The organism is Sphingobacteriales bacterium (genome assembly GCA_016700115.1).
In the GTDB taxonomy this organism is placed as follows: domain Bacteria; phylum Bacteroidota; class Bacteroidia; order Chitinophagales; family UBA2359; genus UBA2359.
The window spans coordinates 1219027-1237076 of sequence record CP064999.1; the positions used below are offsets into that span (position 1 = coordinate 1219027).

The window sequence follows — 18050 nt, forward strand, 5'->3', positions numbered from 1 at the left end:
CTGAACAGGCTAAGTCAACTATTTAAGTCATCCACAGACATTTAATACCAATTATGATTTGATTTTGCACCACACATGATTAGTTAAAGTCTTTAAATTGGGTGGATTATTTTTGACAATGTAATGGTATAATTCCATCTATCAAACTTCTGGAATGCCATAGAAAGGCTCAAATTAAAGCCAAATATAAGCGATTTAGGCAACGTTTATATCAATTGTGCTTTGAAAGGGGAGAAAATTGCATGCTCCAATTGGGGGAAAATACAGTCTTAAATATGTTGACTTTTCGGAAAAACAAACAAGCGCGCCCTTCGAGGGGCTTTATATCACTTACCTACATTTTGCAAGTGTATTTCCGGCATCGGGTAAAAAGGGTTAGGAGCAAGAGAATTTCAGTGTGTTTTGAGTAGTTGTGCGGTAAATACCCTTGTTGTCGGTAGTTTTTCTATTCCAGGTATATTTCTCCGATTAAATATAACTTCCCTTGTCCGCTAATTTCAACCCGGTCGTTTAAATAGGTGCATTGTAAATATCCTTTGCGCTCTGATAGTTGCATTGCTGTCAGTTCGGTTTTACCAAGCTGTTTTGCCCAATATGGGGTTAATGTAGTATGTGCCGAACCTGTTACCGGGTCTTCGTTAATTCCCGTTTGCGGAGCAAAAAATCTCGATACGAAATCAACTGTATCGCCTTTTGCTGTGATGATAACCCCACGCACATTTAATTTCGAAATTAAGTCAAATACGGGAGTAACTTTTCTTATCTCCTCTTCATTGTCAAACACAAGCAAATAGTCTGTTTTACCTTTAAAAGCCAATTGAGGTTTAAGGTCAAAACATCGGGTTATCTCGTCAGATACTTCTATTTGTTCAATGTTGTCCGTGGGAAAATTCAGTATCAGCAATTTGTCTTGTTTAGTTACGGTTAATGCTCCGCTTCTTGAAGAATAAAAGTGAATGATATTTTCCTTGTGATGTTCGTGATTGAACAAAACATAAGCGGCTGCCAAAGTTGCATGTCCGCAAAGGTCCACTTCAACGGTCGGTGTAAACCATCGTATCTGATATTGTTTGTCGTCTTGTTTTACATAAAAGACAGTTTCGGCAAGATTGTTTTCCATTGCTATTTTTTGTAAAATCTCATCACTCAACCAATGGTCAAGCGGACAAACGGCTGCGGAATTTCCTGAGAAAACCTTGTCGGTAAATGCGTCTATCTGATATATTTTTTGCTTCATTTTGATGGTTTAACAGGTCTTGTGAATTTTTGGGGTAGCACGGTCATTTCAAATAAGCCACCAACAATGTCGGCCTTTGAAAATACCGGTTACAAAAATACAATAGTATTTTGAGCGATGCCATACCTGTTAAGAATACCTCGTTGGCAGATGCAAATATTCTGTTTGGAGAACAGCATCAATGCCGAAAACCTGATGTGTGGGTTATTGAATTTCAGGATTTGTTTGCCTTGTCATTATGCTACATTCTGCTTGTAGAGATGCTCCTGAAACTCTATAAACAGTTTTTTGATGTTACTAAGATCTCCTAATGCTATTCTGGCATCTTCCAATGATTGATACTTGTTTGTCAGCAAAATTGGAAGTTTTTCCTGATCGAGTTCGTCCACACCGGTTTCAATGTATTTACTCAACACGAACATGATAAACTCTTTCTGTTTGTCGTTAAGCAAAGCAAATATTGTCGCTTCGGCTGCTTTGGCTCGTGCTTCTCTTGTCATGGCGATATAGTCGCCATTGAAAACATATTCTAACACATCATACAAGTCGCTTTTTTCCATATCTACCAATTTTTGTAAAGTCAGTAAATCGTCTTTTGGAAAACCTGCTTCTTCTAATTTTTCTAATAATGTCTTTCGAGTAACCGGATTGCTCCATAGTTTCCGCAATTCTTCCTCGTCCTTGAAAAGTTTGGGTAACTCACCAAATAAGTCGTTCAAAAATTCTTCTGCAGAAATAGGTTTACCGTCTGCACTCCAAAACGAAGTGGATACCATGTGCTTTATTTCTCTTTCTTTACCATGAGCCAGTTTAACTTTAATTTTTCTTTTTGGCTCATAAGGTTCTGTGGGTTCTTTGGTTTCAAGGGGGATTTGTGGGACAGGCGGGACGGTGTTTTCGCCAGATTGTTCTTCTGCAATGGGCTCACCGTCCCATTCAGGGTCGTTAAAATGTTTATAAGCGTCAACAAAGTCGTAAATGGTAAAAAAATCTTTGCCGTCAAACAATCTTGTGCCGCGACCAACGATTTGTTTAAACTCAATCATTGAATTAACCGGACGAAGCAAAACGATATTGCGAATGTTTCTTGCATCAACTCCCGTGGAAAGTTTTTGCGAAGTGGTCAGAATGGTCGGGATTGTTTTTTCATTGTCCTGAAATTCCCGTAACAATCTTTCGCCTTCTTCACCGTCATTGGCAGTAACCCGAACACAATAAAAAGGGTCTTTGCTTTTGGCATTTTGGTTTACCAAATCCCGTATCAATGCTGCATGTGCTTGATTGGCACAAAAAATAATTGCCTTTTCTTTTTGGTTGGCTTCATCTAAAAAGATGTTTACCCGCTTGGCTTCCCGTTCTACAATTTCAATGGTGCGGTTAAAGTCTTTTTCTTCATAGAGTTTGCCTTCTTCAATTTCTCCTTCCACAATCGTGTCGTCCGAAGTGTAGCGGTAATCGTCCAACGTAGTTTTGATGCGTTTTACTTTAAAAGGTGTTAGGAAACCGTCATTGATGCCTTCTTTCAGCGAATAGATGTAAACAGGCTCGCCAAAATATTTGTAGGTATCCACATTGTCTTTTCGCTTGGGTGTGGCGGTTAAACCCAATTGCACTGCCGGACTGAAATATTCTAAAATGCCCCGCCAATTGCTTTCGTCATTGGCTCCGCCACGGTGGCACTCGTCAATGATGATAAAATCAAAATAGTCGGCCGGGTATAATTGATAATTGACAGTTGATAATGGATAATTCGGAGTAAGTTTGGCTGCAATGTTTGCAGGTGTGTTTTCATTGTACATTGTCAATTCTCCATTATCCATTAGAGAAGTCATAAATGTTTGAAAAATGGTAAAGAAAATGCTGCCGTTGGTGGGCACTTTTCCGCTTTTCTTTATCTCATTGGGTTTTATCCGCACCAACGCATCTTCGGGAAATGCCGAAAATGAATTGTAGGCTTGGTCGGCTAAAATGTTTCGGTCGGCTAAAAATAAAATCCGTGGTCTTCTATTTAATGGATAATTGATAGTTGATAATGGAGAATTATTTTCAGAAACATTTTCATTGTCCAATGTCAATTTTCCATTGTTCATTACCGAAAGGTTCCAACGGGTTTGAAACAGTTTCCACGCAATTTGAAAAGCAATGGCTGTTTTTCCTGTTCCTGTGGCAAGGGTCAGTAAAATTCTGTTCTTGTTTTGTGCAATGGCTTCAACGGTGCGTTGCACTGCTATTTCCTGATAGTATCTTAACTGCCAACTTCCGCTTTTGTCTTCAAATGGAACATTGGCAAATTTTTCTCTCCATTCATTTTCAATTGCCAATTGCCCATTTTCAATTGGAAATGTTTTTTTCCAAAGTTCATCCGGGCTAAGAAAATCGGTTACCAAACCTTCTTCACCTGTTTTCATACAGATTTGGTAAATGGCCTTTCCGTTGGTGCTGTAAGTGGTTTCAACTTTTAGTTTGTTTGCATACTTTTTAGCTTGCATCACCCCTTCTCCAACTTCTAATTCATCGCCCTTGGCTTCGATTGCCGCCAACTTAATGCCTTTGTAAACCAACACATAATCGGCAATTTCCCGTTTACCTCTTCCCCCGCCTGTTTGAATTTTACCTGCCGTAATGTTGTATTCACGAAGGACTTTAGACCCTTCCACAACGCCCCAACCGGCTGCCCTTAGTTTAGGATCTATGAGTTCTGCTCTGGTTTCTGCTTCATTCATTTTTTGCTGTTGTTCTGTTTGTGGGACTTGTGGGACTTCGTGGGATGCTGTCACCCGAGTCCCACCAAAGGTTGTTACTTCTTTTTCTTTCTCTCTTCTATTCTTGCCTTGGTCATTCGTTCTCTTAAACCACCTTCTTTGATAAAAGCAGCTTCCAATTGCTTTATCTGCTGTTTCAGCAGATAGGTGCAAATTTTAATCAAAGTAATCATCGTATTGGCACATATCTCCGGGCTTTCGTGCTCAATAGCTTTTTTAAAGGTTTCATAAGTAGCACAGTCTGTGCTTTTGTTAAGCTCGCGCAGGCGGGCTACTAACTTGTGTTCTTTGTCCCAAAGGGGCAGCTTCTGTGTTCTTAAAAAATCTTCATAATCTATTTGCAGTTCTTCTAAACTGGCGCGGGCTACATTGGTCAGTTTTATTTCTGTTTCTTTTGAGGTGGCGCTTGCTATGCTGGCCTCTGCAATGTTTTGTTTGCCGCTGCGGGCGGCCTGTACCATTTGGTCGATGGTGCGGTCGTATTTCTTAAAAAAGCGTTTGGTAAAATAGTGGGTGCCATCAAAGATGATTTCCGCTTTCTGATAACTGAGCAGGTTGCGGTAACCACCGTGGGTGGGGATAAAGCCTTGGGTGTTTTCTTCTTCTTTCATTGGTTGCTTTTTGGGGGACTTGTGGGACAGGCGGGACGCACAAGCCACCGATACGAGTTTAGGTTTTTATCATTTCTGCTTTTTCAGTTTTCAATTCCCCCGCAAACGCCTTTTGCAAGATGGATTTTTTCAGTTCTTCCAAATCATCAATTTTCTTTTGATACACGGCTTCTAACTTTTGTGTTTCGGCTCGCAGGGCATCTAATTGGCGGACGATGGCTTGTTGTTCTTTGAGTGGAATATTCGGGAAAGAGAAATTCCTTAATGATTTCAATGAAACTGTTTTTGTGCTGTTCCTGTTGCTGTTTCATTCGCTTGAGAAATTGCTTGTGGTGATAAAATCCAATAGTAGAGCAATTTACTATCAAGGTTTTTGCTTGGTCTTATTAAGCCAATGTGTCGTTGAAAGCAAAACTGAAAATTATCGTCTATTAAAACTGGTATTCCGTAAGAACCTGTAACCGTATATAGAACATCTCCTTTAATCGGCTTTTTATTTGGTTTTAAATCATCATAGTATTTCTGCGGAACTTTGAATGTGTAGGAGAAATCAATTTTATGTGTTTGTTTATTGATATTTGAAATGGTTATGAAAGGCAACCCAAATTCAGATTTAGGTGGTGGCATATGGTCGCCATCAGAAATATCGGTTGCCATTTCTGACAGCTTTACATAATCCCAATTCCCATTCTCAAACACTCCCTGCAAATAGCTTTCAAAAAGTTCTTTGGCGTTTTTGAGGTTTTGTTCGGCATTGGCTTTTGCCTTGGCTATGGCGGCACCTGCGGCATCTAATATGGAAACTATGCGTTGTTGTTCGGGGAGAGGGGGAAGGGGCAGGGAAAACGCATCTGGAAAAATTTATTGTTAAATAGTTGTAATTTAAGTATTTTGGACTTAAAACTTTGTTTTACAGCCAATCAAGACGATTTTGGATTTTCGAGTTTTCAAATGCATCAACAGCTATGATAAAACGCCAATCAGGCATAGTGTATTTATCTCCCGGGTTGAGTTAAGGAACATGAAAACCGGATAATTTTTCGGACAATTTTCATTTTACGACTACTTTTTTATTTATCATGGAAGCAATGACAGAGAAAGTCCCGTTAACCTCCGTAATCATTACCGGTTTCAAGAAGTTTCCCGATAACCGCAAACCTTTTAAGGTTTATTATGAACTTTCGGAGGTGCTTTTTTTGGTATTTTGTTCTTTACTTTGCGGTTGCAGTTCTTTTGAAGAGATATCCGACTTTGGTCAGCTTAAGTTGGATTGGCTCCGCAAACACTTACCATACAAGAAAGGTATTCCCAGTCACGACACGATCAATCGTTTGTTGAGCATCTTGAATACCAAGCAATTAGAAAAAGTGTTATCCGGTATATGTCAATATTCTATTCATCTGACAAATGGCTCGATAGTGAATATAGACGGTAAAAGGTTGTCGGGAAGTGCAACGATAAAGGAGCAGCAAACCAAGAATACGGAGGGCGGTCGTCATGCTGTCGTGATGGTAAATGTCTATTGTGATGCCGTTAAAGCCTGTTTGGCGAGTATCGAGGTATCGGGTAAGGCAGGAGAGAAGAACGCAATAACGGAGATATTGGAAGTGTTGGATTTAAGCAATTGCATTTTAACTTTAGATGCGGGCTATTGCTACACTGATGTAGCCAAGGAGATTATTGAAGCACAAGCCGACTATGTGATGGGAGTAAAAAAGAATCAACCAAAATTGCTTGCAGCAGCAGAGCAACTTCTTTCACAAGACAGTAATACCGAAACTTATGCAGGGAAAGAAGAAGACAGTCATGGTCGTTTGGAGCAGCGAACCTGCAAAGTGGTCAATTTATCAAAAATGACCAATCCCTAATTGAGCCGCACAAGGCGGTATTGGATAAATGGGAAGGGTTGATGTGTTTAATCATGATATGCAGCTTCAGAAAAGTAAAAGCAACCGGCAAAAGCACTTCGGAAAAGCGTTATTACATAGCAAGTATAGAGATGATTCCCGAGCGGGCATGCAGGATAACACGAGAACATTGGGGGATAGAAAACAAACTGCATTGGGTTTTAGATGCCGTTATGGGAGAGGATAAGAGTAAAAAACGTGCCGGAAATACCGGTGCCAATTTTTCTGTTCTACAAAAATAGCTCTCAACATCATTAAAAATCACGATGACCTAAAAGTCAACACAAAACGAAAATTCAGAAAATGCCTGTTTAGTGATGCATATCTCGAAAGCACATTAAAGATTTCCTGATGCGTTTTCCCTGGGGGCGAGGGGTGGGTTCTTTTAAAAAAATAAAACGCCGGTTAAGTTCTATTTACAAACGTTTTTAACATCAGAGATAAACATTCCCTCACATTTCCCACATATCGCCCCAAAGCCGTTGGCCTCCGTCAATATATACGGTTTCTCCGGTAATAAAACCTGCCATAGGGCTGCTGAGAAACAGGGTGAGGTAGGCCACTTCCGAGGTTTCGCCCAACCGTTTCAGGGGGATTTTATCGGTAATACCCTTGAGCATATCGGGAGGATATTGGTCTAAACCGGAAGATTTGATGATGCCGGGGGCAATGGCATTGATGCGCACATTGTAGGGCGACCATTCCACCGCAAGCGTTTTGGTCAGGTTGTCCACTCCGGCACGGGCAGCGCCGGTATGTGCCATTCCGGGGAAACCGCGATAAATATTGGCAATAATATTGACCACCGTTCCGTGTTGTTGGTTCATAAAAAAGGAGAGGAACATCTGACGGGTGAGGTAAAATGTGCCGTTCAGATTGGTGTTAATGACGGCGTTCCAACCGTTGGTCGAAATCATTTCGGCAGCCGAAGGAAACTGCCCTCCGGCATTGTTGATCAGAATATCTAATCTCCCGTCTTTTTCCTTGATGTAGTTGGCAAACTGCTCTGCCTGTTCGGGGTTTCGGATGTCTAAGGCAAAGGCATCGCAATTGCCCAAAGGTTGCAAAGTTTTCAGGGATTCCTGCAATCGCTCTTCCTTGCGTGAAGCGATATATACTTTTGCGCCGTATTTTAAAAATTGACCGGCAATGGCCATACCGATACCACTACCGCCGCCGGTAACTACGACTATTTTATCATCAAAAATATGAGGAGCGAACAAAGCTGATAATCATTAAGGGTGAACGATGCCGGAGCAAAGTAAGGTTAAAAAACACAATTTTGCAAACCTTAATGAGCGCAGTAAACCTTGTGTAGTTTGTGGTTAAAAAACTGAGCAATCAAAATCAAAACCGCACTGATTCCGATGAGGATATGAATATGAAATAAAAGCCCGAATGTTCCGGCAAGAGCACCGGCAATAAAGAGGTGGATGGGCAACCTTCGGCGGTGGTGGCGATAGTGTTTATAGAGAGTGTATCCTACTAATGCAAAGGCAGGAGGGAGCAACATCAATTCGACCCAGGGATTTGTGAGCAGCGACACCGCAAACACCGAACCTGACAACAAAAACAAAGGAACCGCCATACAGTGAACTGCACAAAGCAGAGTCAGGAATGTACCTGCAGAGGGTAATCCTTTTTCTAATAGATACATGCGTGCTTCTTTAAACATAAAGAAATAATTGGACAACAAAAGTAGGTCTTTTGCAACAAAGTTGCAAACTTGTTCAATGATTTTTTAATAAAAAAATGTACCTTTATCAAAATTTTCCGTTTTATGCCCGATTTAGAAGCTATAAGCCTGTTGAAGCACAACAATTTGAGATTGACCGATTGCCGGAAAGAAGTCATCGAAATTTTTTTTTCCAGACATCATGCAGTCAGCCAACCTGAGTTGGAGCATCAACTCGATCGTTACGACCGCGTTACGCTGTACAGAACGCTCAGCACTTTTTTAAACAAAGGCATTATCCACAGAGTTTTGGACGATTCGGGCTTGACTAAATATGCGCTTTGTGCGGGCGAATGTAATGAACATCGTCATGAAGACGAGCATGTCCATTTTAAATGTATTAAATGCGATAATACCATCTGTATAGATGCACTCAGTGTTCCGGTCATCACCTTACCCGAAGGGTTTACGTATATAGATTCCAATTTTTTAGTGCGCGGGATATGCAAGAAATGTCAAGTTCAGCGGACCAACTAAACCGGTATTTTCACCTATAAATCTCCTTTTTGTTTTATGAAATCCCAACCCGTTGTTATTGTAGTTTTGTGCCTGTTGATGGCTATATCTGCCTGTAACCAAAAATCAGACCCCGATCAGAAAACAAATACCAAAACCAATCCGTCAACTTCTGCGGCTGCTTCCTGGGATTCGCCCCTTCCTAAGGTGCAACAAATTCTTGCAAACTGTGTAAAAGTTGAATATTTGTTGTACGATATGGGCATTTCGTTTGAAACCGAAAGCAACGAAGAGGTGATGCGGTTTTTTAGCTATATCATGGATCAACCTGCTAATGTTACCAACTGCAAACCCGGCAAATATGACGGAAGTGTGGTGTTTAAAGACAACAACGGAGATATCAAATTGGGGATGGAACTCAATATTCTGAACGGTTGCAACCGCGTGTCTGTTCCGGTCGAAGGCAAAAAGTACGAAATGCCCCTGAACGAAAACGGACTTGGATTTTTTAACCAGATTCTACGCATGAGGTCAAAGGCAGAAACAGAGTAACACTTCACCTCGCCCGATTGCTATATTTGCAAGGTTTATCCCCAATCTGCCAGAAACTTTATGAGCGCTTCCACCGATACCGGCCGGCATTGTCCTTACTGCTTTGCCGACAACAGCCGCAAGTTGTATGAAACCCTGGATATGTATGACCATACCTTTCAGGTCAATCAATGCAATAACTGTAACACCGTGTTTCTTTCGCCCAACCCTACCCCCGAACAGTTGGAACAGGCTTATTCCGAATCTTACTACGGAGAGCAGGAACAGAAATTCAATACTTTGGTGGAGCGGGTCGTTGATTTTTTCCGGAAACAGCGCGCCGGAATAATCAGCGGTTATATTCCTTCAACGGCAAAGGTTTTGGATATTGGATGTGGCAACGGCAGGTTTTTATACCATCTTTTGAAAAAGGGCAATTACGAAGCATACGGCATTGAATTGCCCGGAAAAGCGGCAGAAAGAGCCTCAAAAGTGGAAGGTTTGATTTTGAAACAGGGTAAATTAGAACCCGGTGATTTTCAGGATTCTTCTTTAGATGCGGTTACCATGTTCCACGTTATAGAGCATCTCGACCAACCCCGTCAAACCCTCCAAATCATCGGGCAAATTGTGAAGCCCGGAGGAATTGCCTATATCTCCATGCCCAATATTGATAGCTGGCAAAGCCGCCTTTTTAAAGGAAAATGGTTGCATTTAGACCCCCCGCGCCATGTTTTCTTTTTGTCCCCCCGACATTTACAACACGAAATGCAACAATTGGGCTTTCAATTGGAAAAAGAACGATATTTTAACCCCGAATACAACCCTTTTGGGATGCAGCAAAGTTTGCTCAATATGGTGTCACCTAAAAGAGAACTGTTGTTCGAACATTTAAAGGGCAACAGACAATATGTGGGTAATTTTTCGACTGCCGCACTGATGCTTCAGTCCCTGTTTTTCAAAGCTACTTTCCCGCTTTTTATACTGTCTGATGCCTTGGAATCGGCTTTCAAAAAAGGCGCAACCGTTGAAATGGTTTTCAGAAAACAAGACAGCAATTTATAATCCTGTCATCCCTTCGGGATTTATTGTATTGACAGGCTTGTAAAACCTACTGTCAAACAGTTTTCTTTTATAGCCGTTTGTAGTTAGACATTTACCAATCGCAACCCATTATTGTAATCCCGAAGGCCTGTAATAATTGTATTACCGTGCATTTCCAATGTTTATCAAACTCCGAAGGGGTGATATTTTTGTTCGTAAAATGAGTCAGGAAACAACAGGTATTTTTCATGGCATTAAAGTAATAGCCTGCCCCAATCCAAACAAAAAAACCTTGCTCATCATTACTCCCCTACCCGATATAAAACAAATGCGGTTACCTTTAGGGGTTAAACCGCTATTCGCTAAAAGAATCATCCTGCTCATGTCCCATCTGATACGGCAAAAAATTTTGGGGTTGCTTTTTTGGGGAGTACTGTCAGTTATGGCCTGTAAACAAAATGACTCCCCGGTTTCTGTTTCAGAGTTCAAAGTGCGAACCCCGACCGGGCTGCCGGTAACAGAACGAATATCGGCTATGAGTGAACAAGAAGCCATTGCCCTTGCCGAAGCTTTTGTCGCTGCACAAGGTTATACGGGCAAACAACCCGATTTGTCCAAAGTTGCCCTGCAGTTTGAAAAAAACGAATACGCCTCCGATTCTGCCGGAGTTCTCAAAGGGCGGTTTAATATGTTGAAACCAAAGGCAACAGGTGCGCGACAATACGACCAAAAAAAATGGTTGGTCGGGTTTGAATATACCGGTAATGAAGAAAACATAGCAAGGGCAGTTACCATGGATTCTATAGGGTCAAAAATATTTATGCAATCACAGGATGTCCGAATAGATTGGATTTTGGGGGAATCGGATTGAGTTGATAACTCTTGCCTCAAAAAAACAGCGACCTGTCCTCAAAAAACAGCCGCCAAAAGGCAAAAAGCACCTGCCTTACTCAGAAAAACAGCCGCCCAAGCACCATCAACCCTTGCAAAAATTCGGTTGACAACGGGTTATTGCAGGGGTGCATTAAGCCATTGCAGGGGGACTCTAAGTCAATGCAGGGGTGAATTAAGCTAATGCAAGGGTGCAATGAGTTATTGCAGGGGTGAATTAAGTTAAAACAGGGGTGCAATGAGTCCATGCAGAGGTGCATTAAGTCATTGCAAAGGCGATTTAAGTCATTGCAGGGGTGCATTAACTCAATGCAGAGGTACATAAAGCCATTGCAGGGGTGCATTAACCCAATGCAGGGGGATTCTAACTTTATGTAAAGTGGCTTTGAAGCATTGCGGAGGGTGTTTGCGGGCTTATTTGGTCTGAAATTGCAATTTATCAAAGTAATACCCGTTATTGCGAGCCAAATTGGAGGATTCTTTTTTTACCTCTGCCCTTCGCCTGCCCTAATAAAAACTGCAACAGCCTATTTGCCGAAAAACCCGTTCAACTTTTTTGCCTGTCTGAATGTCCTATTTCAGGCAATTGTTCTTAACTTTGCCCGACTTAATTGTTGTTTTGTAAAATTCAAAATTTTTTAAGCCATGTTGATCTACCTGTTAACACTTGCCATTCCTGCTATTATCGGCATCGCCGTTGCTATATCTAAATTAAGCAAACCCCGCACCTAAACCCTGAGTTGACAAGGCTTGTACTTCTATCTCTTTGAACAACAACTTTAAAAGCCGGCTTTTGTGAATTGCCGGAACCGCTATCCTTTTAGCTTCCGGTAAAATTGGCTTTTCTTTTCGTCATAAAAGCCTCGGTGCCTTCCTTAAAATCGTGGGTTCCAAAACAGGAAGCAAATAATTCCATTTCGGTTTCATAGCCATTTTCACCGGCGGTGAAGTATGAGTCCACACAAGCGATAACCTTTTTAATCGCGAGGGGTGCTTTAGCAGTTATTTTACCCAAAATTTCCCGGCATTTAGTCATCAGTTCTTCCTGCGGTACTACATAATTTACCAAGCCCAGGCGCAGTGCCTCGTCTGCTGCAATGATGTCGGCAGTCATCAGTAGCTCAAGGGCTTTGCCTTTCCCTACCAATTGGATGAGTCTTTGCGTGCCCCCGTAGCCGGGTATAATGCCGAGATTGACCTCGGGCTGTCCGAATTTGGCATTTGGCGAAGCTACCCTCAGATGACAGGCCATGGCCAACTCACAACCACCGCCTAAGGCAAATCCGTTGACGGCTGCAATGATGGGTTTGGGGTATTGCTCCACTGTTTTAAAAATCCGGTATCCCCGCTCAACCATTTCTTTCCCTTCCTTAGCGTTAAACCCGGCAAATTCAGAAATATCTGCACCTGCCGCAAATGCTTTTGAACCTGCTCCGGTCAGGATAACCCCTTTTACGGTATCACTGTCGCGATGGTTTTGCAGTACCTGAACCAATTCGCTGAGTAGGGTGGTGTTGAGTGCGTTTAGTTTTTCTTCGCGGTTAATGGTGATGGTTAAAATGCCGGTTTCGTCTGTTTGAGTATGTAATTGTGTTGGTGTCATAAAAAAATCGGGATATGGGATAAAGTAATTTTTGGTTCAAAATTAACCGGAATTTGTGTTTATTGGAAAATCTGCCCAATTTTTGAGCATTGTATTAATGTGTATTAAAAAGTATCAAGACCCGATTGTCTAAATATGCTGATTATTTTCGTTCAGATAGTCTTTAATTTCCTTTAGGAAAATGTCTCCGTAATCGGTCATTTTTCTAAAGCCAATGCCGTTAATCTTTAACATATCGTCCGTTGTTTGGGGCAGGTATCTGACCATTTCATACAAAACAGCATCAGAAAAAACCACAAAAGCAGGAACCTTTTGCTCATCTGCCAGTTTTTTACGAACTTGCCTTAAACGCTCAAATAAATCATTGACTTGCTGGTTTGTTTTTGAAATAGGCTGTTTCCCAGTTTTTGGATGTTTTTGAGGTTCAGAAGCGACAGGAGGAGCATTTTTCACCAAATTCACCCTTTTCCCTTCAAACAGCACAGCCTTGCTTTCAGGGGTCAGGGTGAGGGCGTAGTGTTGCTGATAGGCTATTTCTAACAGCCCTAACTGTATGAGCTGAATAATATAGTCCGACCATTCAGAAGGTTTGAGGTCTTTTCCTGCACCGAAGGTTTTGATTTGGTCATACCGGTTTTTTACCACCCCCGAAGTTCTCACCCCTCTCAACACATCAACAACCGTACTCATCGGAGCAGCTTCTTTTAAACGTGCAACGGCCGAAAGTGCTTTCTGCGCCAACTCAGTACCGTCAAAAGGGTGTTTCGGATGCCGGCAAATATCACAGTTTCCGCAGTCGCTGCCGGAATGTTGGCCGAAGTAGTTGAGCAATATGCGGCGGCGGCAGAGTTGCGCTTCTGCAAAACGCTGTAAGAGTTGCAGTTTTGCTAATTTGAGTTCTTTGACTGCTCCCCCGTCATCTTCAATAAATTTCCGGCGCTGCATCACATCCGAAATAGTATAGAACATAATTGCTTTGCCGGGCAAACCGTCCCGACCTGCCCTGCCGATTTCCTGATAATAGCTTTCTATATTGGCAGGCAGGTTATAGTGCAGAACAAACCGCACATTCGACTTGTCTATGCCCATCCCAAATGCAACCGTTGCACAAACAATGGTAATATCATCCCTCAAAAACGCTTCCTGTACCCGGTTGCGTTCGTCAGCAGACAATCCGGCATGATAAGCAGCGGCATTAAACCCCCGCTGCCGCAGTTTTTCGGCCAGACTTTCTGTTCCGCCTCTGCTGATGCAGTAGATAATGCCTGCCTGTCGGGGGTGTTCATCCAAAAACCGGACGATATGTTTTATCCGGTCAATAGCGGGGAGTACAGCTAAGCTGAGGTTTGGCCGGTCGAAAGAAGTGATAAATGTCTTTGCGTTTGTTAATCCCAATTGCTGCACAATATCGGTTCGGGTTACCTTGTCGGCAGTGGCAGTCAGAGCGATAAACGGAATTTGCGGAAACTGCTTTCTGAGAACCCGCAACTGTCCGTATTCGGGTCTGAAATCGTGTCCCCAAAACGAGATGCAGTGCGCTTCGTCAATGGCAAACAGGTTAATCTGAAGTCGAGATAAAAAATTCTGAAAACCATCGGTTTGTACTTTTTCGGGCGATACATACAACAACTTAATTTTGCCGGAAAGACATTCCTGTTCTGTTCTGATCAGAGAGTCGAGTTCCTGTGAACTGTTGATATATGCCGCCGGAATTCCGTTAAGTCTGAGTGCTTCTACCTGATCTTTCATCAGGGCAATGAGCGGCGAAACAACAATGCCAATTCCCTGCATCATCATGGCAGGAAGCTGATAACAAACCGATTTGCCGCCACCGGTCGGCATCAGCACCAAAGTATCGTTGCCACTCAACACCGAATCAATAATGTCGGCCTGCATCGGTCTGAATGTCGAGTAACCAAAATATTCTTTTAACGTCTGTAAAGGGGTCAATGGATCAGCAGGAGTTACAATAATTGTTTTCTTCACGCCAAAAGTACATTAAAAGCCATAAATAACAAACCTGATTGTCATTTTTGCGCTCGGGAAATGCGCTAACCGCTTAACTTCTTAGCTTTACACCGGCAACCGGAAAGGGGCAATTCCGGCATTATGGGCAGACACAATATAAAAGACAGATCACTAAGAACCCGGTATTAGTTATTTTAAAAAATACAGCGCTCAACTTAATCTTATGAGTATGTTAAAGGCAATAGCCAACTACAAAAGTCAGATAGCCTTGCCCGCCATCAGCGGAGGAAACATCAAAGCCTTGTTTAAAACCATTCGTCAGGGGAAAGTTTCAACCCAATACTATGGACGGGTGATTGCCTCGTTTTTTATGAGCGCCCTGACAGAGCCGTTCCGGATAATTGAGCGAATGCGCTTTAACCAAACATTGGATAGCAAGCCCTTAAACCAACCGCCGGTATTTATAATCGGTCACTGGCGAAGCGGCACCACGCATCTGCACAATTTTATCGGCAAAGATCCCAGAATGGGGTATGTGTCCACCTATCATTCCGTGTTTCCCGAAATGCTGTTTGTTCAACCTGCAAGATTCATTTTTGAAAGTTTCATGCGGTTTGCCCTTCCCAAAAAGCGGCAAGGCGACAATGTGGTGATGAATGCAGACTTTCCGCAGGAAGAAGAATTTGCTTTGGGCAATATCCACGCTTTATGTTATTACAATTTCTGGTATTTCCCTTCGAGAACGCTCGACTATTACAAGCGCTATATTGATTTTGAGGGCATTCGTCCATCAGAGTTGAACATCTGGAAAACAGAATATGGCCGACTGATCAAAAAAGCACTGCTCAATACCAAAGGCGAGCAATTTGTTTCAAAAAACCCGCCCAATACCGGCAGAATCAAACTGCTGCTTGAAATGTTTCCCAATGCGCGGTTCATTCACATTTACCGCAACCCGGTAGAGGTGTTTTTGTCCACCAAAAAGTTTATTACCAGCATGATGCCCAGCCTTCAGTTGGAAACCATGAACGACCAACTGATTACCGACAATATTTTTGAGGTGTACAAAAAAATAATGACCAAATATCTGAATACGCGCTCCCTAATTCCCAAAGGTCAACTTTCGGAAGTTTGTTTTGAAACGTTTGAACAAAATCCCACCGAAGAACTTCATCGCATATATACCGAGCTTAGCTTGCCGGGGTTTGAACAGGCAGCCCCTAAATTTGCAAAATATGCTACCAAGGAAAAAAGCTACCAGAAAAACCGTTTTTTAATAGACTCCAACATCCTGAACCGTATTTTGGACGAATGGGGGTTTGCCATGAATGAATGGGGATATCAGGTGCCTGCACATATAGAGGTAAAACAGGAAACTGACACACTGCCGGAAACACTCAGCCACTCGAACCGGTAAGCTGACGCGCCCGCTCCAATGCCGTTTCGATAGAGGGGCAGATATTGTTTTCTCCCAGAAGTTGATCAATCCCGGCTTTTAAGATGACCGACAGGGGCTGTTCGTTTACCTCTGCCAATATCACTTGTATTTGCTCGGTTTTCGATTTTTTGCACAAACTTCGCAGGTTGTTTAATCCCGTTGAGTCGATAAACGGCGCTTTCGACATCCGGATAATCCGCACCTTAGGGCGACGACTGCCCACCCTTCGCAGGGCTTCATCAAATTTGTTGGCAGCGCCAAAGAAAAACGGGCCGTTTATTTCATAAACTTCGGTGTCGGGAGGGAGGGCAAGGCTGAGGTTATCGCCCGAGTCGGTCAACTCGTCCGATGTTTCGGCATTGAACTGATTTTTAATCACCTGTATCTCTGACGTTTCCGCCGTTCGTTTGACAAACAGCACCAAAGCCATTATCACTCCAATCTGAATGGCGATGGTTAAATCCAAAACGACCGTCAAAAAAAACGTGGTCAACAATACCGCTACATCGCTCTTTGGATGAGAAAGCAGGTCTCTGAACGAACGCCACTCGCTCATGTTGTAAGCCACCATCACCAAAATACCGGCCAAACAAGGCATCGGGATAAGCTGTGCCCATTTGCCTAAAAACAACATGATGACGAGCAAAGTAAGGGCATGAACAATGCCGGCAACGGGGGTTCGTCCGCCGTTTTTGATGTTGGTCATGGTGCGGGCAATCGCACCGGTGGCCGGAATACCTCCCACCAAAGGAACAATCATATTGGCAGCCCCCTGTGCCACTAATTCCATATTTGAACGGTGGTTGCCGCCGATAATGCCATCGGCTACCATAGCAGAAAGTAAAGATTCTACGGCACCAAGCATGGCAATGGTAAAGGCCGGCTGAATCAGCGATTTTAAAACTTCAAAACTCTCTATCTCAGGAATTTGCAAGGTTGGAAGCACACTTGCTATTTGCCCGAACCGGCTGCCGATGGTTTCTACCGGAATGTTCCAGATCAGGGTTGCAGCAGTGGTCAGTACAATGGCTGCCAACGATCCGGGTATGGTGCGGCTGATGCGGGGAAAATAAACAATCAGCAGAACCGAGGTGAGTGCCATGCCAAAAGCAAACCAATTGATGTTGCCGATATATTGCAAGTATATTACCCATTTTTCAAAAAAATCGGCAGGTACTTTGTCAATAGGCAATCCCAGAAAATCTTTTATCTGAGACGAAAAAATGACCACCGCAATGCCGCTCGTAAACCCGACAACGACCGGATAGGGCATAAATTTAATCACCGTGCCTAACCTGAACAAACCCATCAACACCAGCATCACCCCCGCCATAAAGGTTGCAATCAACAACCCATCTAATCCGAACTTGTCAACAACACCATACACTACAACAATGAATGCCCCGGTCGGGCCGCCTATCTGCACGCGGCTGCCGCCTAATAACGAAATAATAAACCCGGCAACAATGGCGGTAATCAACCCGTTTTGTGGCGAAACACCCGATGCAATTCCAAACGCAATGGCCAAAGGCAAAGCAACAATTCCGACAATAATACCGGCTATCAGGTCGGAGACAAACTGTTGCCGGTTGTAGTTTTTAAGCGTGGTCAGAATCTTAGGTTGTAACATAGCCCTATATTCAGGTTTTCGAAGGGCAAAGTTACGGTAAATTATAAATTTCAGTCGGACTGTATTACCCTTAATCTAAACCCGTAGCAGGGGAATAGTTGTCAGGCGCATCCTGCTTATTTGGAAATAATCTTCCTATATGAGATACAAGTTATTATATAAAAAGTTAGCTTCGTTCTAGCTTTTGTTATACAAGTATTCGCAATAAAGGATGTTTGCTAAAAGATGAGACCAAAG

17 protein-coding genes and 1 pseudogene are annotated in these 18050 nt (G+C 42.7%); 7 read left to right on the plus strand and 11 right to left on the minus strand.

Features of this window, described 5'->3' with window-relative positions:
• Positions 1 to 445: 445 nt before the first annotated feature.
• The 6 genes and pseudogenes from IPM47_04170 to IPM47_04195 all read right to left on the minus strand — a co-directional run bounded on the left by IPM47_04170 (position 446) and on the right by IPM47_04195 (position 5432).
• Entirely contained in the window at positions 446 to 1237 is a 792-nt protein-coding gene (locus tag IPM47_04170; GenBank protein ID QQS30154.1) for a PhzF family phenazine biosynthesis protein, read from the minus strand.
• 236 nt (positions 1238 to 1473) lie between these two features.
• On the minus strand, positions 1474 to 3960 hold the full coding sequence (locus tag IPM47_04175) for a DEAD/DEAH box helicase family protein (protein ID QQS30155.1): 2487 nt from the start codon (positions 3958 to 3960) through the stop codon (positions 1474 to 1476).
• A gap of 74 nt (positions 3961 to 4034) precedes the next feature.
• Entirely contained in the window at positions 4035 to 4610 is a 576-nt protein-coding gene (locus IPM47_04180) for a four helix bundle protein (protein ID QQS30156.1), read from the minus strand.
• A 58-nt stretch (positions 4611 to 4668) separates the two neighbouring features.
• A complete protein-coding gene (locus tag IPM47_04185) occupies positions 4669 to 4884 on the minus strand; it encodes a hypothetical protein (protein QQS30157.1) in 216 nt (71 codons plus the stop codon).
• The gene (locus tag IPM47_04190) at positions 4881 to 5267 is read right to left on the minus strand and encodes a restriction endonuclease subunit S (GenBank protein ID QQS30158.1); all 387 of its coding nucleotides are present in this window, start codon (positions 5265 to 5267) and stop codon (positions 4881 to 4883) included. Before IPM47_04190 ends, IPM47_04185 begins: the two co-directional genes overlap by 4 nt.
• A gap of 30 nt (positions 5268 to 5297) precedes the next feature.
• Positions 5298 to 5432: pseudogene (locus tag IPM47_04195) on the minus strand (restriction endonuclease subunit S).
• Positions 5433 to 5698: 266 nt separating this feature from the next.
• Here IPM47_04195 and IPM47_04200 point away from each other — a divergent pair.
• Positions 5699 to 6478, plus strand: coding sequence for an ISAs1 family transposase (locus IPM47_04200; GenBank protein ID QQS30159.1), 780 nt, complete (start codon positions 5699 to 5701; stop codon positions 6476 to 6478).
• Positions 6479 to 6531: 53 nt separating this feature from the next.
• Entirely contained in the window at positions 6532 to 6759 is a 228-nt protein-coding gene (locus IPM47_04205) for an ISAs1 family transposase (GenBank protein QQS30160.1), read from the plus strand.
• 210 nt (positions 6760 to 6969) lie between these two features.
• On the opposite strand, the gene IPM47_04210 is transcribed toward IPM47_04205, so the two are convergent.
• Positions 6970 to 7740, minus strand: a complete 771-nt coding sequence (locus tag IPM47_04210; GenBank protein QQS30161.1) for an SDR family oxidoreductase — start codon at positions 7738 to 7740, stop codon at positions 6970 to 6972.
• Positions 7741 to 7808: 68 nt separating this feature from the next.
• Positions 7809 to 8192, minus strand: coding sequence for a MerC domain-containing protein (locus tag IPM47_04215; GenBank protein QQS30162.1), 384 nt, complete (start codon positions 8190 to 8192; stop codon positions 7809 to 7811).
• Positions 8193 to 8297: 105 nt separating this feature from the next.
• Between IPM47_04215 and IPM47_04220 the strand changes: the two genes are divergently transcribed.
• From IPM47_04220 to IPM47_04235, 4 genes are all read left to right on the plus strand, one after another.
• Positions 8298 to 8729 carry a transcriptional repressor gene (locus tag IPM47_04220; GenBank protein QQS30163.1) on the plus strand — a complete coding sequence of 144 codons (432 nt, stop codon included), beginning with the start codon at positions 8298 to 8300 and terminating at the stop codon, positions 8727 to 8729.
• A 36-nt stretch (positions 8730 to 8765) separates the two neighbouring features.
• Positions 8766 to 9260, plus strand: a complete 495-nt coding sequence (locus IPM47_04225; protein ID QQS30164.1) for a hypothetical protein — start codon at positions 8766 to 8768, stop codon at positions 9258 to 9260.
• Between the two features lie 60 nt (positions 9261 to 9320).
• Entirely contained in the window at positions 9321 to 10304 is a 984-nt protein-coding gene (locus tag IPM47_04230) for a class I SAM-dependent methyltransferase (GenBank protein QQS30165.1), read from the plus strand.
• A 157-nt stretch (positions 10305 to 10461) separates the two neighbouring features.
• A complete protein-coding gene (locus tag IPM47_04235) occupies positions 10462 to 11154 on the plus strand; it encodes a hypothetical protein (protein QQS30166.1) in 693 nt (230 codons plus the stop codon).
• Positions 11155 to 11994: 840 nt separating this feature from the next.
• On the opposite strand, the gene IPM47_04240 is transcribed toward IPM47_04235, so the two are convergent.
• A complete protein-coding gene (locus IPM47_04240; protein ID QQS30167.1) occupies positions 11995 to 12777 on the minus strand; it encodes an enoyl-CoA hydratase/isomerase family protein in 783 nt (260 codons plus the stop codon).
• Positions 12778 to 12906: 129 nt separating this feature from the next.
• Positions 12907 to 14763 (minus strand): DNA helicase RecQ, encoded by a 1857-nt coding sequence (gene recQ, locus IPM47_04245; GenBank protein ID QQS30168.1) that lies wholly within the window; start codon positions 14761 to 14763, stop codon positions 12907 to 12909.
• 205 nt (positions 14764 to 14968) lie between these two features.
• On the opposite strand from recQ, the gene IPM47_04250 reads away from it, so the two are divergent.
• The gene (locus IPM47_04250; GenBank protein QQS30169.1) at positions 14969 to 16162 is read left to right on the plus strand and encodes a sulfotransferase; all 1194 of its coding nucleotides are present in this window, start codon (positions 14969 to 14971) and stop codon (positions 16160 to 16162) included.
• Here the strand turns inward: IPM47_04250 and sulP are convergent.
• A complete protein-coding gene (gene sulP, locus IPM47_04255) occupies positions 16143 to 17813 on the minus strand; it encodes a sulfate permease (protein QQS30170.1) in 1671 nt (556 codons plus the stop codon). The two genes, IPM47_04250 and sulP, sit on opposite strands and share 20 nt — an antisense overlap.
• Positions 17814 to 18050 lie beyond the last annotated feature (237 nt).

Excerpts from the sequence above, each read along its gene's own strand:
- sulP (QQS30170.1), bottom strand. The coding sequence starts at position 17,813 with ATGTTACAACCTAAGATTCTGACCACGCTTAAAAACTACAACCGGCAA.
- IPM47_04240 (QQS30167.1), bottom strand. The coding sequence starts at position 12,777 with ATGACACCAACACAATTACATACTCAAACAGACGAAACCGGCATTTTA.
- IPM47_04190 (QQS30158.1), bottom strand. The coding sequence starts at position 5,267 with ATGGCAACCGATATTTCTGATGGCGACCATATGCCACCACCTAAATCT.
- IPM47_04230 (QQS30165.1), top strand. The coding sequence starts at position 9,321 with ATGAGCGCTTCCACCGATACCGGCCGGCATTGTCCTTACTGCTTTGCC.
- IPM47_04180 (QQS30156.1), bottom strand. The coding sequence starts at position 4,610 with ATGAAAGAAGAAGAAAACACCCAAGGCTTTATCCCCACCCACGGTGGT.
- IPM47_04235 (QQS30166.1), top strand. The coding sequence starts at position 10,462 with ATGTTTATCAAACTCCGAAGGGGTGATATTTTTGTTCGTAAAATGAGT.
- IPM47_04205 (QQS30160.1), top strand. The coding sequence starts at position 6,532 with ATGATATGCAGCTTCAGAAAAGTAAAAGCAACCGGCAAAAGCACTTCG.
- IPM47_04215 (QQS30162.1), bottom strand. The coding sequence starts at position 8,192 with ATGTTTAAAGAAGCACGCATGTATCTATTAGAAAAAGGATTACCCTCT.
- IPM47_04170 (QQS30154.1), bottom strand. The coding sequence starts at position 1,237 with ATGAAGCAAAAAATATATCAGATAGACGCATTTACCGACAAGGTTTTC.
- IPM47_04200 (QQS30159.1), top strand. The coding sequence starts at position 5,699 with ATGACAGAGAAAGTCCCGTTAACCTCCGTAATCATTACCGGTTTCAAG.
- IPM47_04225 (QQS30164.1), top strand. The coding sequence starts at position 8,766 with ATGAAATCCCAACCCGTTGTTATTGTAGTTTTGTGCCTGTTGATGGCT.
- IPM47_04220 (QQS30163.1), top strand. The coding sequence starts at position 8,298 with ATGCCCGATTTAGAAGCTATAAGCCTGTTGAAGCACAACAATTTGAGA.
- IPM47_04250 (QQS30169.1), top strand. The coding sequence starts at position 14,969 with ATGAGTATGTTAAAGGCAATAGCCAACTACAAAAGTCAGATAGCCTTG.
- IPM47_04175 (QQS30155.1), bottom strand. The coding sequence starts at position 3,960 with ATGAATGAAGCAGAAACCAGAGCAGAACTCATAGATCCTAAACTAAGG.